The 15,331-nt window shown below is 63.1% G+C and carries 12 protein-coding genes and 3 tRNA genes; 11 read left to right on the top strand and 4 right to left on the bottom strand.

Annotated features, from left to right (window positions below; translation table 11 throughout):
* The first annotated feature begins 7 nt into the window (after positions 1-7).
* Genes ACYJSS_RS09605 through ACYJSS_RS09595 form a run of 3 tightly spaced genes read left to right on the top strand, consistent with a single transcriptional unit; the run spans position 8 to position 2,859 of the window.
* Complete coding sequence (locus ACYJSS_RS09605; RefSeq protein WP_111261316.1) at positions 8-808, top strand: carbohydrate ABC transporter permease; 801 nt, start codon at positions 8-10, stop codon at positions 806-808.
* Between the two features lie 8 nt (positions 809-816).
* Entirely contained in the window at positions 817-1,089 is a 273-nt protein-coding gene (locus ACYJSS_RS09600) for a DUF2160 domain-containing protein (protein WP_111261317.1), read from the top strand.
* Positions 1,090-1,122: 33 nt separating this feature from the next.
* A complete protein-coding gene (locus ACYJSS_RS09595; protein WP_111261318.1) occupies positions 1,123-2,859 on the top strand; it encodes an ABC transporter substrate-binding protein in 1,737 nt (578 codons plus the stop codon).
* Between the two features lie 91 nt (positions 2,860-2,950).
* Here ACYJSS_RS09595 and folD read toward each other — a convergent pair whose 3' ends face one another.
* Entirely contained in the window at positions 2,951-3,805 is an 855-nt protein-coding gene (gene folD, locus ACYJSS_RS09590; protein ID WP_111261319.1) for a bifunctional methylenetetrahydrofolate dehydrogenase/methenyltetrahydrofolate cyclohydrolase FolD, read from the bottom strand.
* Positions 3,806-4,075: 270 nt separating this feature from the next.
* On the opposite strand from folD, the gene ACYJSS_RS09585 reads away from it, so the two are divergent.
* The 3 genes from ACYJSS_RS09585 (at position 4,076) to ACYJSS_RS09575 (ending at position 4,402) form a co-directional block, all read left to right on the top strand.
* Positions 4,076-4,152, top strand: a tRNA-Arg gene (locus ACYJSS_RS09585).
* A 35-nt stretch (positions 4,153-4,187) separates the two neighbouring features.
* A tRNA-His gene (locus ACYJSS_RS09580) sits at positions 4,188-4,263 on the top strand.
* A gap of 54 nt (positions 4,264-4,317) precedes the next feature.
* A tRNA-Leu gene (locus ACYJSS_RS09575) sits at positions 4,318-4,402 on the top strand.
* A 312-nt stretch (positions 4,403-4,714) separates the two neighbouring features.
* Here the strand turns inward: ACYJSS_RS09575 and ACYJSS_RS09570 are convergent.
* The 3 genes from ACYJSS_RS09570 to ACYJSS_RS09560 form a co-directional block, all read right to left on the bottom strand.
* A complete protein-coding gene (locus tag ACYJSS_RS09570; RefSeq protein ID WP_236205667.1) occupies positions 4,715-6,526 on the bottom strand; it encodes a serine hydrolase domain-containing protein in 1,812 nt (603 codons plus the stop codon).
* A gap of 102 nt (positions 6,527-6,628) precedes the next feature.
* On the bottom strand, positions 6,629-7,915 hold the full coding sequence (locus tag ACYJSS_RS09565) for an ATP-binding protein (protein WP_111261321.1): 1,287 nt from the start codon (positions 7,913-7,915) through the stop codon (positions 6,629-6,631).
* A gap of 3 nt (positions 7,916-7,918) precedes the next feature.
* Positions 7,919-8,626: a response regulator gene (locus ACYJSS_RS09560; protein ID WP_111261322.1), complete on the bottom strand. Its 708-nt coding sequence runs from the start codon at positions 8,624-8,626 to the stop codon at positions 7,919-7,921.
* Positions 8,627-8,886: 260 nt separating this feature from the next.
* On the opposite strand from ACYJSS_RS09560, the gene tig reads away from it, so the two are divergent.
* The 5 genes from tig to hupB all read left to right on the top strand — a co-directional run bounded on the left by tig (position 8,887) and on the right by hupB (position 15,265).
* Positions 8,887-10,197: a trigger factor gene (gene tig, locus ACYJSS_RS09555; RefSeq protein WP_111261323.1), complete on the top strand. Its 1,311-nt coding sequence runs from the start codon at positions 8,887-8,889 to the stop codon at positions 10,195-10,197.
* A gap of 94 nt (positions 10,198-10,291) precedes the next feature.
* Positions 10,292-10,936, top strand: a complete 645-nt coding sequence (gene clpP / locus ACYJSS_RS09550) for an ATP-dependent Clp endopeptidase proteolytic subunit ClpP (protein WP_111261324.1) — start codon at positions 10,292-10,294, stop codon at positions 10,934-10,936.
* 110 nt (positions 10,937-11,046) lie between these two features.
* Positions 11,047-12,327, top strand: coding sequence for an ATP-dependent Clp protease ATP-binding subunit ClpX (clpX, locus tag ACYJSS_RS09545; RefSeq protein ID WP_111261325.1), 1,281 nt, complete (start codon positions 11,047-11,049; stop codon positions 12,325-12,327).
* Between the two features lie 132 nt (positions 12,328-12,459).
* Positions 12,460-14,856: an endopeptidase La gene (lon, locus tag ACYJSS_RS09540; protein WP_173178813.1), complete on the top strand. Its 2,397-nt coding sequence runs from the start codon at positions 12,460-12,462 to the stop codon at positions 14,854-14,856.
* A gap of 136 nt (positions 14,857-14,992) precedes the next feature.
* Positions 14,993-15,265, top strand: coding sequence for a nucleoid-associated protein HU-beta (gene hupB, locus ACYJSS_RS09535; protein WP_003087931.1), 273 nt, complete (start codon positions 14,993-14,995; stop codon positions 15,263-15,265).
* Positions 15,266-15,331: the final 66 nt, after the last annotated feature.

Below are 15,331 nucleotides of genomic sequence, written 5' to 3'. Positions count from 1 at the left end.
GCCGCCCATGACGCCACGCAAAACCCTGGTGCTGCTCGCCTACATCCTGTTCCTGCTGGTGCCGATCTACTGGCTGCTGAACATGTCGTTCAAGAGCAACACCGAGATACTCGGCGGCCTGACGCTCTGGCCCCACGAGTTCACCCTGCGCAACTACCAGGTGATCTTCACCGACCCGAGCTGGTACGAGGGCTACCTCAACTCGCTCTACTACGTGTGCCTGAATACGGTGATCTCCCTGGCGGTGGCGCTGCCGGCGGCCTACGCCTTCTCGCGCTACCGCTTCCTGGGGGACAAGCACCTGTTCTTCTGGCTGCTGACCAACCGCATGGCGCCGCCGGCGGTGTTCCTGCTGCCGTTCTTCCAGCTGTATTCGTCCATCGGCCTGTTCGACACCCATATCGCCGTGGCCCTGGCCCATTGCCTGTTCAACGTGCCGCTGGCGGTGTGGATCCTCGAGGGCTTCATGTCGGGGGTGCCGAAGGAGATCGACGAGACGGCCTATATCGACGGCTACAGCTTCCCGCGCTTCTTCGCCAAGATCTTCATCCCGCTGATCGGCTCGGGCATCGGCGTGACGGCGTTCTTCTGCTTCATGTTCTCCTGGGTCGAGCTGCTGCTGGCACGCACCCTGACGTCGGTGAATGCCAAGCCGATCGTGGCGGTGATGACCCGCACCGTGTCCGCCTCGGGGATCGACTGGGGCGTGCTGGCGGCGGCGGGGGTGCTGACCATCCTGCCGGGCGTGCTGGTGATCTGGTTCGTACGCAACCACGTGGCCAAGGGCTTCGCCCTCGGCCGGGTATGAGGTGACTTATGGAATGGATGGCCTGGACCCTGCCCACCGCGACCTTCTTCGGCAGCATCGCGCTGGTGCTGTTGCTGATGGGTATCTGGGAGCTGCGTTCGCCCTGCGTCGAGCGCAAGGGCTTCCTGCCGATCGTCACCACCCGTGGCGACCGGCTGTTCATCGGGCTGCTCGGGAGCGCCTACCTGCACCTGCTGGTGATAGGCGCGACCAGCTGGAACCTGTGGGTAGCGTCTGCGCTATCCGTCGTGTGGTTGTTGGTCGTGATGCGCTTCGGCTAGTTGCGACCGTTCAAAATCCCCAAGGAGGTGTCTATGTTCGAAAACAATTACAAGACCCGACATAGCATGGCGATGGCGGCCCTGCTGGCGTTGTCTGGATTGAGTGGCGCGGCCTGGGCCGATGCCTATGAGGATGCGGCGAAGAAGTGGATCGACGCGGAGTTCCAGCCCTCGACCCTGAGCAAGGAGCAGCAGCTGGCGGAGCTGAAGTGGTTCATCAAGGCCGCCGAGCCGTTCCGCGGCATGGAGATCAACGTCGCCTCGGAGACCATCGCCACCCATGAGTACGAGTCCAAGGTGCTGGCCAAGGCCTTCAGCGAGATCACCGGCATCAAGCTCAAGCACGACCTGATGCAGGAAGGCGACGTGGTGGAGAAGCTGCAGACGCAGATGCAGTCGGGCAAGAACATCTATGACGGCTGGGTCAACGACTCGGACCTGATCGGCACCCACTTCCGCTACGGCAAGGCGGTCTCGATCACCGACATGATGGCCAACGAAGGCAAGGACGTGACCTCGCCGACCCTGGACCTCAACGACTTCATCGGCATCTCCTTCACCACCGGGCCGGACAAGAAGATCTACCAACTGCCCGACCAGCAGTTCGCCAACCTCTACTGGTTCCGCGCCGACTGGTTCGAGAAGCCGGAGCTGAAGGCCAAGTTCAAGGAAATCTACGGCTACGAGCTGGGCGTACCGGTGAACTGGTCCGCCTACGAGGACATCGCCGAGTTCTTCAGCAAGCACGTGAAGGAGATCGACGGCAAGCGCGTGTATGGCCACATGGACTACGGCAAGAAGGACCCGTCCCTCGGCTGGCGCTTCACCGACGCCTGGTTCTCCATGGCCGGCGGCGGCGACAAGGGCCTGCCCAACGGCCTGCCGGTGGACGAGTGGGGCATCCGCGTCGAGGGTTGCCGCCCGGTGGGCTCCAGCGTCACCCGTGGTGGCGATACCAACGGCCCGGCGGCGGTCTATGCGACCCAGAAGTACGTCGACTGGCTGCACCAGTACGCGCCGCCGGAAGCCCAGGGCATGACCTTCTCCGAGGCTGGCCCGGTGCCCGCGCAGGGCAACATCGCCCAGCAGATCTTCTGGTACACCGCCTTCACCGCCGACATGACCAAGCCCGGGCTGCCGGTGGTCAACGCCGACGGCACGCCGAAGTGGCGCATGGCGCCGTCGCCCAAGGGCCCGTACTGGGAGGAGGGCATGAAGCTGGGCTACCAGGACACCGGTTCCTGGACCTTCCTCAAGTCCACCCCCGAGAAGCAGCGCCTGGCGGCCTGGCTCTACGCGCAGTTCGTCACCGCCAAGACCGTTTCGCTGAAGAAGACCCTGGTGGGGCTGACGCCGATCCGCGAATCGGACATCAACTCCCAGGCGATGACCGACGCGGCACCGAAGCTCGGCGGGCTGGTGGAGTTCTACCGCAGCCCGGCGCGCCTGCAGTGGTCGCCCACCGGCACCAACGTCCCGGACTACCCGCGCCTGGCGCAGCTGTGGTGGCAGTTCATCGCCGAAGCCGCCAGCGGCGACAAGACCCCGCAGGAAGCCCTGGATGGCCTGGCCGCCGCGCAGGACACCATGATGGCGCGCATCGAGCGCTCCGGCGTGCAGGGCGAGTGCGGGCCGAAGCTCAACGAGGAGCGTGACGCCCAGTACTGGTTCGACCAGCCGGGTGCGCCGAAGCCGAAGCTGGCCAACGAGAAGCCGAAGGGCGAGACCGTGAGCTACGACGAGCTGGTCAAATCCTGGCAGAAGAAATAAGGCGGGAAGGCAGGTCCCGGACGCCCGGGGCCTGTTCGCTGAAACGAGAAACGGCACCCGAGGGTGCCGTTTTTCATGGTGCTGCCGCTGCTCAGTCGTGCAGGGTTTCCGCCGCGTGGAGGGTGTTTTCCAGCAGGCAGGCGCGGGTCATGGGGCCGACGCCGCCCGGGACCGGGGTGATCCAGCTGGCGCGTTGCAGGGCCGGCTCGTATTCCACGTCGCCCACCAGCTTGCCGTCTTCCTGGCGGTTGATGCCGACGTCGATGACGATGGCGCCTTCCTTGATCCACTCGCCCTTGACCAGGCCCGGCTTGCCGGCGGCGACCACCACCAGGTCGGCGCGGCCCACGTGGCCGGCCAGGTCCTTGGTGAAGCGGTGGGTGACGGTGACGGTGCAGCCGGCCAGCAGCAGCTCCAGGGCCATGGGGCGGCCGACGATGTTGGAGGCGCCGACGACGACCGCGTCCATGCCGTAGAGATCGGCCCCGGTGCTTTCCAGCAGGGTCATGATCCCCTTCGGCGTGCAGGGGCGCAGCAGCGGCATGCGCTGGGCCAGGCGGCCGATGTTGTAGGGGTGGAAGCCGTCCACGTCCTTGTCCGGGCTGATGCGTTCGAGCAGCAGGGACGCGTCCAGGTGCGCAGGCAGCGGCAGTTGCACGAGGATGCCGTCGATGGTCGGGTCGACGTTGAGGCGGTCGATCAGCGCCAGCAGGTCTTCCTGGCTGGTGCTGGCCGGGAGGTCGTGGGCCTCGGAGATGAAGCCGACTTCCTCGCAATCCTTGCGCTTGTGCGCGACATAGACCTGAGAGGCCGGATCGCTGCCAACCAGGATGACGGCCAGGCCGGGAATGCGCAGGCCTTGCTGGCGGCGCTCGTCGACGCGCTGGGCTATCTGTTGGCGGAGGCGGGCGGCGATCGTTTTGCCGTCGATCAGTTGTGCGGTCATGTCGCGTGATTAACCATCGGAAGGGGCTAAAAAGGGCGCATATTCTCGCATGGCGTGGCTTTCGGGCAAAGGCGGCTGGTCAGCATTTTCCCGTAACCCCTTTATCTTTATAAATATTTTTTAAAATCCTGTTGACGAGGTAGGGGCCCCTCTATAACATGCGCCCCGCTTGTCGAGCACAGCACCTAGCTGGGTAAGACGGCAAACGTAGAAGTCTACAGGCTTCTGCTGAAGCCGAAGCTTTTAGTAATCTGTTCCACAGATGAATAAGCGCCCGTAGCTCAGCTGGATAGAGCATCCGCCTTCTAAGCGGATGGTCGCAGGTTCGAGTCCTGCCGGGCGTGCCAATTTGGCAAGTTTGGCTCAAGCAAGACGTAATATGGTGGGCGTAGCTCAGTTGGTAGAGCACAGGATTGTGGCTCCTGGTGTCGTGGGTTCGATTCCCATCGTCCACCCCATATTCGAGAAAGCGCCAGGCCTAGTGCCTGGCGTTTTCGTTTCAAGCGTTGCAAGCGGACGTGGTGAAATTGGTAGACACACCAGATTTAGGTTCTGGCGCCGCAAGGTGTGAGAGTTCGAGTCTCTCCGTCCGCACCATGTAAGCAGTCGTAGTCCGGGTTGCGCGAGGTGAGCCTCCAAAGATCACGGATACGCAGTTAGAGAAAGGCAGCTCCCTCGGGGCTGCCTTTTTTCGTTTTAGGGCGCGGTTCGTGCGCCAACCGGCCGCAGTGCCGTTCCCTGGGGGCTGTGTTCTACTCGAGTCTCGCCGCCCGCCCGGCCGCAAGGCATCGGGCAGGGATGCTGGTCGGGTGGGGCGGTCTGTTCATTCCACGTTCTTGTAGAGCCTTTCCTGGGTGCATCCGCCCGGTTGGTTTTCTCGTGCGCGTAGTTTGCAGGCCGGCTGGGTGGTCAGGGATTGGCGTCATTGCGTACGAAGCGGTAGCCCAGGGCTTCGAAGCCGTCCGGGCGCAGGGTGAGGGTGTCGCCGAGGCTGCGGCCGCTCCCGGCGAGGATGGCGTGGGCATTGTCCTGTGGCTGCAGGATGTAGTCGCCGATGGGTTCGCCGTCGGAGCGACCGCTGGCCAGGAGCAGGCCGTCTTCCAGGCGCAGCCTGAGGCTCAGGGTGCTGTCGTCGCTCGCGTCACCGGCAATGCGATAGTCGCCAGCCAGCTCTGCCCATTCGGGAGTGATGGGGGCGGCATCTACGCGTTCACCGATGAATAGCGTCTGCCCGTGTCGGCGGCCGACCAGCACCTGGCGCTCTTGCAGTTCCACCACATCCAGCTGCAATTGGCCCAGCTCGCCCAGATCCTGGGGCCAGAGGCCGAGGAGTTTCTTGCGGGCCCTCAGCCAGCCGGCTTCGTCCCGCAGCAGTTCGACGCGAAGGCCGGGGAGCTCCGCGTACAGGCGTTCGCCCCTGGGATGGATATGGATCAGGCCGGCGCCTGTGGCGTAGCGCCCGCTCAGGCGTCGGCGATCCTGTGGGTGCGGGCGTTGCAGGCCGGCAATGCCGGAAGGCTTCGCCGGGTTGTTTTCGGGGTGGGCTGCCATGCCATCGCGCGCCTGCAGCATCAGTCGCATCGACAGGCTGGTGAGCTGAGCTGTGAAGGCTGCGGCACTGTCCGAGTTGGCGAGGACGACGACGCCGAGGCGCTGTTCAGGCAGCAGGATCATCTGGGCATTGAAGTCGCCGGTCGAGCCGCTGTGTTCGACGATGCTCAAGCCCGGGATGGCCAATTCGCCGCCGCAATCATCGAGGAACCAGCCGAGGCCCACCGAGCAGTCCAGGTCCAGCGCGTTGCCGACGTTCTGCGGGCGCAGCATCTCGCGGATGGAGGTTGGCTGTAGTACCTGTCGGCCCTGGTAACGGCCCTCGGCGAAGATCATCTGCATGAAGTGGCTGAGGTCGACCGGGCTGGCCCAGAGGCTGCCCGCGGAGAGGTCCCTTATGTTGAGATCCGCCGAGGGCTTGCCTCCTTTATAGCCGTGTGCGCGGTAGGGCTGCTGGGCGCTGTTGCCGAGGAAGCTCGCATGGCGCATGCCCAGCGGTTGCAGCAGGGCTGCCTGGGCACACTGCTCGAAGTCGCAGTCACTGCTGCGTTCGATAGCCGCGCCGACCAGGGCGTAGCCGAGGTTGGAATAGACGGTCTGGGTACCGGGCTTATGGCTCAGCCAGGTGCCGCTGGCGAGGGCGGGCAGTTCGCCCAGGGGCCGCGGGTGCTCGGCGACCTGGCCTTCGAGGCGGTCGGTCGGCAGGCCCGATTGGTGGCTGAGCAGGCGGCGCAGGGTGATCGCCCGGTCGGCTGCCGCCTGATCCGTGTGGAAGCGCGAGCGCACGTAGAACTCGCGCAGGCTGGATTGCAATGGGGCGTCCAGGTCCAGGGCTCCCCGTTCGCGCAATTGCATGGCGAGGCTGGCGGTGATCGGCTTGGACAGCGAGCCGACGCGGAAGGCGGTGTGCTCGTCGGCGGAGAGGCGTCGCTCGCGGTTCGAGTAACCGAAGCCCCGGGCCCAGATCACCTGCTGGTCGTCCACCAGCGCCAGGGCCAGGCCGGGTATTTCGTGGATCTGCATCTGCTGACGGATGTGCTCCTGCAGGAAGACGATCAGTTCGCTGTAGTCGCCCTGGCGGATATCCGGCGACGGTGTGCTCGGCAGGCCCTGGCAGCCAGCGCTGCCCAGCAGGCAACCGAGCAATGGCAGGCGCAACGCGTGGAACATGGGGGTCTCCCTGGGTGATCAGGGAGCCGATGCTAGGGGCGGTGGGGTGGGGCAGTCCGCCTGGCTTTGTCTGCAGTCTGTGAAAGATTGTGAAGCGGCGCCTCAGCCCTGGCGGGCCCAGCTGAGGCGGAAGGAGGCGCCGCCCTGTGGTGCGTCCAGCACTTCGGCTCGGCCACCGTGCCATTGCGCGACACGGTGGACGATGGCCAGTCCCAGGCCGAAGCCGCCGGTGCGACGGTCGCGGCTCTCGTCGAGGCGGGAGAAGGGTTCGAAGACCCGCTGGCGGGACTCCTCGGGGATGCCCGGGCCGTCGTCGTTGACCTGGATCTGGTAGCTGTCACCGTCCTGGAGGAGGGCGACATCCACCCGGCGGTCGGCATGGCGGATGGCATTGCGCAGCAGGTTGATCACTGCGCGGGCCATGAAGCGTGGCTCGATGCGCAGGCTTTCTACCGTGCAGGTGCTGATCTCGCAGCGCACGCCGGCCGCTTCGGCTTCCAGGGCCACGTCGGCGACCACGCTTTCCAGCCAGCTGGCGGCGTCGATGTTCTCGCGGTGCGAGCCTATGGCGCTGTGCTCCAGGCGCGCATAGGTGAGCAGTTCGGAGACCATCCCTTCCAGCTCGCCCAGGTCGGCACGCATGTCGTCCACCAGGGCCTGGTGGTCGGGGTGGTCGGAGCGGCGGGCCATCTGTTCCAGTTCGAAGCTGAGGCGGGAAATGGGGGTGCGCAGTTCGTGGGAGACGGCGTTGGTCAGCTCGCGCTGGTTGCTGATAAGGCTTTCGATGCGATCGGCCATCTGGTTGAAGTGCTCCGCCAGCTTGCGGCAGTCGGAGCCACGGAATACCGGCGTGCGGGTGCCGAGGTCGCCGTCGCCGAAGCGCTGGGCGGCCAGGCGCAGGGTCTCCAGGTTGCGCCAGTGTGGGCGGACCCAGAGGAACAGCACCAGGCCCACCAGGAAGCCCAGCAGCAGGTAGGCGCCGATGGTGTAGAGCAGGGTGCCGGCCGGCTCCGCGGGCAGGTCGATCACCAGCAGCTGCGGGCCGTCATCGATGCGGCTTATATAGCGGGTGTAGTTCTCGCGGGTGACCAGCAGGTCGTTGAGGATCAGCTTGCGCTCGCGCTCGTCCAGGGCGAGGTCGCTGGCGTCCTTCAGCTCCAGGCGCAGGCCGTAGTGGGGGCGCCAGTCATCCATCTGGCGCGCGCGGCCGGTGGCGTCCAGTTGGCGCAGGCGCTCGGTGAGGGCGTAGGCCTGGCCGCGCACCGCTTCGCGGTTGTATTCCTCGAGGCTCGGGGCGAAGAGGGTTGAGATGACGTGGTCGACCACGAAGATGGCGCCGCCGAAGCCCACCGCGAGCAACAGATAGAGGCGCAGGAACAGGCGCAGCATGGTTCAGCTCTCCCAGCCCAGGGGGTTGAACAGGTAGCCCTTGCCCCAGACGGTCTTGATCCGCACCGGCTCGCGTGGGTTGTCCTGCAGCTTGGCGCGCAGCTTGCTGATGCAGACGTCGACGCTGCGGTTGAGGCCGTCGAAGCCGATGCCGCGGGTGCGGTTGAGAATCTCGTCGCGGGAAAGGATCTCGCCAGCCTGGCCGGCCAGCAGCCAGAGCAGTTCGAACTCCATGGTGGTGAGTTCGATGTCCTGGCCGCCCAGTTCGGCACCTCGGCGGCGGCGATCGATGTTCAGGCGGCCGAATTCCAGGCTGTCGCGCTCGCCGCCGGCTGGGGCATGGCGCCTTAGCAGCGCGCGCAGGCGGGCGAGGAGGACAGGGGGCTCGATGGGCTTGATCACGTAGTCGTCGGCACCGGATTCGAGGCCGAGGATGTGGTCGAGGTCGCTCTCCTTGGCGGTGAGCATCAGGATCGGCGTGTCGGCGATGCGGCGGATCTCGCGGCAGACGTGCAGGCCGCTCTGGCCGGGGAGCATCAGGTCGAGCATCACCGCCTGGGGGCGGAATTCGACGAAGTTGTCGAGCGCGGTGTCGCCACGGTGCACCTGGCGAACCTCGAAACCGTGTTCGGAGAGGTACTGGGACATCAGGCGGGCGAGCTTCTGATCGTCCTCGACCAGCATTACCTTGCTGAGGGCGTGGCTTTCCATGGTTGTTTCGTCGGTCGGCGGGAGGCGTCGCGCATTATAAGCACCCTCCGCGGTCGTCGCTCCAGTGGTGCGCCAGGCGGCGTAGTCCCTGGCCTTGAGGCCTTCTCGGGGAGGCCTGCCGGGTCCAGGCGGAGCACGGGAAAAGCGCTGTTGCATCTGCCGTCGCCGCTGGGGTGACTTCTGCATTTCGCTCCTCTAGAATGCATGCCCTTGATTATGGGGCCGGTCCGGCCGGCTAACGTCTGCAACGAGGAATATCCATGCAAGTTTCTGTTGAAAGCACCTCCGCTCTCGAGCGCCGTATGACTGTTGGCGTTCCGGCTGAGCGGATCGAGACTGAGGTCACCAAGCGTCTTCAGCAGACTGCTCGTCGCGCGAAAGTCGCTGGCTTCCGTCCGGGCAAGGTGCCCATGAGCGTGATCCGTCAGCGTTACGAAGATTCCGCTCGTCAGGAAGTTCTGGGCGATCTGATCCAGTCCTCCTTCTATGAAGCCGTCGTCGAGCAGAAGCTCAACCCGGCGGGCCAGCCTTCCGTAGAGCCGAAAGTGTTCGAGAAGGGCAAGGACCTCGAGTTCATCGCCACCTTCGAAGTGTTCCCCGAGTTCCAGGTTGCCGGTTTCGATTCCATCGCCATCGAGCGCCTGCAGGCCGACGTGTCTGACGCCGATGTCGACAACATGCTGGAAATCCTGCGCAAGCAGAACACCCGCTTCGAAGCCGTCGAGCGTGCCGCCGAGAACGGCGACCAGCTGAACATCGACTTCGTCGGCAAGATCGACGGCGAAGCCTTCGCCGGAGGTTCGGCCAAGGGCACTGCCCTGGTTCTGGGTTCCGGCCGCATGATTCCGGGCTTCGAAGAGGCACTGGTCGGCGTCAAGGCCGGCGAAGAGCGCGTCATCAATCCGACCTTCCCCGAGGATTATCAGAACCTCGACCTGGCCGGCAAGACCGCTGAGTTCACCGTCACCGTGAACAGCGTTTCCGCTCCCCAGCTCCCGGAGCTGAACGACGAGTTCTTCACCCTGTTCGGCATCAAGGAAGGCGGTCTGGAAGGTTTCCGCGCCGAAGTCCGCAAGAACATGGAGCGTGAGCTGCGTCAGGCCATCAAGTCCAAGGTCAAGAACCAGGTGATGGACGGCCTGCTGGCTGCCAACCCGATCGAAGTGCCGAAGGCCCTGATCGGCAACGAAGTGAACCGTCTGCGCGTGCAGGCCGTCCAGCAGTTCGGTGGCAACATCAAGCCCGACCAGCTGCCGGCCGAACTGTTCGAAGAGCAAGCCAAGCGCCGCGTCGTGCTGGGCCTGATCGTCGCCGAAGTGGTCAAGCAGTTCGAGCTCAAGCCCGATGACGCCCGTGTTCGCGAGCTGATCGAGGAAATGGCTTCCGCTTATCAGGAGCCCGAGCAAGTCGTGGCCTGGTACTACAAGAACGACCAGCAACTGAACGAAGTGCGTTCTGTTGTGCTGGAAGAACAAGTTGTAGATACTGTCCTGCAGAAGGCCAACGTGACCGACAAAGCGGTCTCCTACGAAGATGCAGTCAAGCCGGTAGAAGCTCCGCAAGCCGCCTGATCGTTTCGCCTCGTTCGAGCACACCATAAGCCAGCCTCCGCGCTGGCTTATGCGTCTTTGAGACATGACATTAGTTAGGGAGTGATCGCTGGACATGTCCCGCAATTCTTATATGCAGCAACAGGTCCCTGATATCCAGGCCGCCGGTGGCCTCGTGCCCATGGTGATCGAGCAGTCCGCCCGTGGCGAACGTGCCTATGACATCTACTCACGCCTCCTGAAGGAGCGGGTGATCTTCCTGGTTGGCCCGGTAGAGGACTACATGGCCAACCTGGTCGTGGCGCAGCTCCTCTTCCTCGAGGCGGAGAACCCCGACAAGGACATCCACCTCTACATCAACTCCCCGGGCGGTTCGGTGACGGCTGGCATGTCGATCTACGACACCATGCAGTTCATCAAGCCCAACGTTTCCACCACCTGCATCGGCCAGGCCTGCAGCATGGGCGCGCTCCTGCTCGCCGGTGGCGCTGCCGGCAAGCGCTACTGCCTGCCGCATTCGCGGATGATGATCCACCAGCCGTTGGGCGGTTTCCAGGGCCAGGCTTCGGACATCGAGATCCACGCCCGCGAGATCCTGACCATTCGTGAGCGCCTGAACAAGATCCTCGCCGACCACACCGGTCAGCCGATCGACGTCATCGCCCGCGATACCGACCGCGACAACTTCATGAGCGGTGAAGAGGCGGTCAAGTACGGCCTCATCGATCAGGTCCACAGCAAGCGCCAACTGGCGAGCTAAGCGGTTCCGCAATACCGCGGCCGGAACATCTCCGGCCGCTTCGCGGGCTTGAAAATGCCCGCATTTGCCTTCATCTTGTGTTTCATGCCTATCCCGATTGGATTGATCGAATGACTGACACCCGCAATGGCGAGGACAACGGCAAGCTGCTCTATTGCTCCTTCTGCGGCAAAAGCCAGCACGAAGTGCGCAAATTGATTGCCGGCCCCTCGGTCTTTATCTGCGACGAGTGCGTGGACCTGTGCAACGACATCATCCGCGAGGAGGTGCAGGAAGCCCAGGCCGAGAACAGCGCGCACAAGCTGCCCGCGCCCAAGGAAATCCGCACCATCCTCGATCAGTACGTCATTGGTCAGGAACGTGCCAAGAAGGTGCTGGCCGTAGCGGTCTACAACCACTACAAGCGCCTCAATCAGCGTGACAAGAAAGACGATATCGAACTCGGCAAGAGCAACATCCTGCTGATCGGCCCGACCGGCTCGGGCAAGACGCTGCTGGCCGAGACGCTGGCTCGTCTGCTCAATGTCCCCTTCACCATCGCCGATGCCACCACCCTCACCGAGGCGGGCTACGTGGGTGAGGACGTCGAGAACATCATCCAGAAGCTGCTGCAGAAGTGCGATTACGATGTCGAGAAGGCCCAGATGGGCATCGTCTATATCGACGAGATCGACAAGATTTCGCGCAAGTCCGACAACCCGTCCATCACCCGTGACGTTTCGGGCGAGGGCGTGCAGCAGGCGCTCCTGAAACTCATCGAAGGTACTGTCGCTTCGGTTCCGCCCCAGGGTGGTCGCAAGCATCCACAGCAGGAGTTCCTGCAGGTCGACACGCGCAATATCCTGTTCATCTGCGGTGGTGCGTTCGCTGGTCTGGAAAAAGTCATCCAGAACCGTTCCGCTCGCGGCGGTATCGGCTTCAATGCCGAGGTCCGCAGTGTCGAGCTGGGCAAGAAGGTCGGCGAAGCCCTCCGTGACGCAGAGCCGGAAGATCTGGTGAAGTTCGGGCTTATTCCGGAGTTCGTGGGTCGTCTGCCGGTCATCGCCACGCTGGACGAGCTCGACGAGGCCGCGCTGATGCAGATCCTCACCGAGCCTAAGAATGCTCTGACCAAGCAGTACGCCAAGCTCTTCGAGATGGAGGGGGTCGATCTCGAATTCCGTCCCGATGCGCTGAAGGCAGTTGCCCACCGCGCTCTGGAGCGTAAGACCGGCGCCCGTGGCCTCCGCTCCATCCTCGAAGGCATCCTGCTCGATACCATGTACGAAATCCCCTCGCAGACCGAGGTGAGCAAAGTGGTAATCGACGAGAGTGTCATCGAAGGTACTTCCAAGCCCTTGCTGATCTACGAGAACAGCGAGCAGCCGGCCAAGGCCGCGCCTGACGCTTGATGAAACAAAGGGGCCTCCGGGCCCCTTTGCATTTCCTACTACAGCGCTTGTTTTTTCCCGGACCTGCCCCCATCTTAGGTCCCAGGGTTATCCCATCTGTTACCGGCCATTGGCCGCTGTAGAGCTGAAATCATGAAGACAACCGTTGAATTGCCTCTCCTGCCATTGCGTGATGTCGTGGTCTATCCGCACATGGTCATCCCACTCTTCGTGGGCCGTGAAAAATCCATCGAGGCCCTCGAAGCCGCGATGACCGGGGACAAGCAAATTCTTCTGTTGGCGCAGAGGAATCCGGCCGATGACGATCCGGGCGAAGACGCCCTTTACCGGGTCGGCACCGTAGCGACCGTCCTGCAGTTGCTGAAATTGCCCGACGGCACCGTGAAGGTGTTGGTCGAAGGCGAGCAACGTGGTTCGATCGAGCGTTTCACCGAGGTCGATGGCCACTGCCGCGCCGAGGTCTCCCTCATCGATGAGGTGGACGCTGGCGAGCGCGAGTCCGAGGTCTTCACCCGCAGCCTGCTCAGCCAGTTCGAGCAGTACGTGCAACTGGGCAAGAAGGTGCCTGCCGAGGTTCTTTCCTCGTTGAACAGCATCGACGAGCCCGGTCGCCTGGTGGACACCATGGCTGCTCACATGGCGCTGAAGATCGAGCAGAAGCAGGAAATCCTCGAAATCACCGAGCTTCCCGAGCGCGTCGAACACGTGCTGGCGTTGCTGGATGCCGAGATCGACCTGCTGCAGGTCGAGAAGCGTATCCGTGGCCGCGTGAAGAAGCAGATGGAACGCAGCCAGCGCGAGTACTACCTGAATGAGCAGATGAAGGCCATTCAGAAAGAACTGGGTGACATCGATGAGGGCCACAACGAGATCGAGGAGCTGAAGAAGCGCATCGATAACGCCGGCCTGACCAAGGAAGCATTGGCCAAGGCCAATGCCGAACTGAACAAGCTGAAGCAGATGTCGCCGATGTCTGCGGAAGCCACCGTGGTGCGTTCCTATATCGACTGGCTGGTCAATGTGCCGTGGAAGGCTGAGAGCAAGGTGCGTCTCGACCTCGCCAAGGCCGAGGATATCCTCGATGCCGATCACTACGGCCTGGAGGAGGTCAAGGATCGTATCCTCGAGTACCTCGCCGTGCAGAAGCGCGTGAAGAAGGTCAAGGGCCCGGTGCTTTGCCTGGTCGGCCCGCCCGGCGTCGGCAAGACCTCGCTGGCCGAGTCCATCGCTCGTGCCACCAACCGCAAGTTCGTACGCATGGCCCTCGGTGGCGTGCGTGACGAGGCGGAAATTCGCGGCCACCGTCGGACTTACATCGGCTCCATGCCGGGTCGCCTGATCCAGAAGATGACCAAGGTCGGCGTACGTAACCCGCTGTTCCTGCTGGACGAGATCGACAAGATGGGCAGCGACATGCGTGGCGACCCCGCTTCGGCGCTGCTGGAGGTGCTCGATCCCGAGCAGAACCACAACTTCAACGACCATTACCTGGAAGTCGACTACGACCTTTCCGACGTGATGTTCCTTTGCACAGCCAACTCCATGAACATTCCGGCGCCGCTGCTGGATCGCATGGAGGTGATCCGTCTTCCGGGCTACACCGAGGACGAGAAGGTCAATATCGCCACCAAGTACCTCGCGCCCAAGCAGACCCAGGCCAACGGCCTCAAGAAGGGCGAGCTGGAGTTCGACGAGGCCGCGATTCGCGACATCATCCGCTACTACACCCGCGAGGCCGGGGTGCGCAGTCTCGAGCGGCAACTGGCCAAGGTGTGCCGCAAGGCGGTCAAGGAACATGCCCGCGAGAAGCGTTTCAAGGTGCTGGTAACGGCCGAGTCGCTCGAACACTTCCTCGGTGTGCGCAAGTTCCGCTATGGACTTGCCGAGCTGCAGGACCAGATCGGGCAGGTCACCGGCCTGGCCTGGACCCAGGTCGGCGGCGAACTGCTGACCATCGAAGCCGCCGTGGTCCCTGGCAAAGGCCAACTGACCAAGACCGGTTCGCTGGGTGATGTGATGGTGGAATCCATCACGGCTGCATTGACCGTCGTGCGCAGTCGCGCGAAGAGCCTCGGTATTCCTGCAGACTTCCATGAGAAGCGTGACATCCACATCCACATGCCGGAAGGGGCGACCCCCAAGGATGGCCCGAGCGCGGGTATCGGGATGTGCACCGCATTGGTTTCGGCCATGACCCAGATCCCCGTGCGGGCCGATGTGGCCATGACCGGGGAGATCACCTTGCGTGGTCAGGTACTCGCCATCGGGGGGCTGAAAGAGAAATTGCTGGCTGCTCACAGGGGCGGGATCAAGACCGTGATCATCCCCGAAGAGAATGTGCGTGATCTGAAAGAGATTCCCGAAAATATCAAGCAGGACCTGGCCATTAAACCTGTTAAATGGATTGACGAGGTCCTGCAAATTGCGCTGCAATACGCCCCGGAGCCCTTGCCCGATGCGGCTCCCGAGATGGTTGCAAAGGATGACAAGCGCGAGTCTGATTCCAAGGAGCGAATCAGCACGCATTAGCCGGGGGGCTTTCTTGACACATTTTTCTAGCCCTTGTTATAAAGCGGCTCTTATGTGTCGGCAGGCCATCCAGCACCCGCTTTGCTTACACCAAACAACTAAGAAACAAACTCAACAGAAATAAGGGGACTTAAGAGTGAACAAGTCGGAACTGATCGATGCCATCGCCGCATCTGCTGATATCCCGAAAGCTGTCGCTGGCCGTGCGCTGGACGCAGTTATCGAATCCGTCACTGGCGCTCTGAAGGCTGGTGATTCCGTGGTGCTGGTAGGTTTCGGTACTTTCGCTGTGAAAGAGCGCGCTGCTCGCACTGGCCGTAACCCGCAGACTGGCAAGCCGATCAAGATCGCTGCTGCCAAGATCCCTGGCTTCAAAGCTGGTAAAGCTCTGAAAGACGCCGTCAACTAAGCGTCTTTCGGGCTTTGCCCTTCCAGCCGGGGCCTTGCCCTGGCTGGCAGCGGAGCGGTAGACCAC

It is taken from the genome of Pseudomonas sp. No.21, from assembly GCF_054558415.1.
The sequence above is the reverse complement of the archived record's forward strand: the minus strand, read 5'-3'. Positions and strand labels throughout refer to the sequence as shown.

Coding starts and splice junctions, on each gene's coding strand:
- clpX (WP_111261325.1), top strand. CDS start 11,047: ATGACTGACACCCGCAATGGCGAGGACAACGGCAAGCTGCTCTATTGC.
- folD (WP_111261319.1), bottom strand. CDS start 3,805: ATGACCGCACAACTGATCGACGGCAAAACGATCGCCGCCCGCCTCCGC.
- ACYJSS_RS09605 (WP_111261316.1), top strand. CDS start 8: ATGACGCCACGCAAAACCCTGGTGCTGCTCGCCTACATCCTGTTCCTG.
- clpP (WP_111261324.1), top strand. CDS start 10,292: ATGTCCCGCAATTCTTATATGCAGCAACAGGTCCCTGATATCCAGGCC.
- ACYJSS_RS09565 (WP_111261321.1), bottom strand. CDS start 7,915: ATGCTGCGCCTGTTCCTGCGCCTCTATCTGTTGCTCGCGGTGGGCTTC.
- lon (WP_173178813.1), top strand. CDS start 12,460: ATGAAGACAACCGTTGAATTGCCTCTCCTGCCATTGCGTGATGTCGTG.
- ACYJSS_RS09570 (WP_236205667.1), bottom strand. CDS start 6,526: ATGTTCCACGCGTTGCGCCTGCCATTGCTCGGTTGCCTGCTGGGCAGC.
- ACYJSS_RS09600 (WP_111261317.1), top strand. CDS start 817: ATGGAATGGATGGCCTGGACCCTGCCCACCGCGACCTTCTTCGGCAGC.
- ACYJSS_RS09595 (WP_111261318.1), top strand. CDS start 1,123: ATGTTCGAAAACAATTACAAGACCCGACATAGCATGGCGATGGCGGCC.
- ACYJSS_RS09560 (WP_111261322.1), bottom strand. CDS start 8,626: ATGGAAAGCCACGCCCTCAGCAAGGTAATGCTGGTCGAGGACGATCAG.
- tig (WP_111261323.1), top strand. CDS start 8,887: ATGCAAGTTTCTGTTGAAAGCACCTCCGCTCTCGAGCGCCGTATGACT.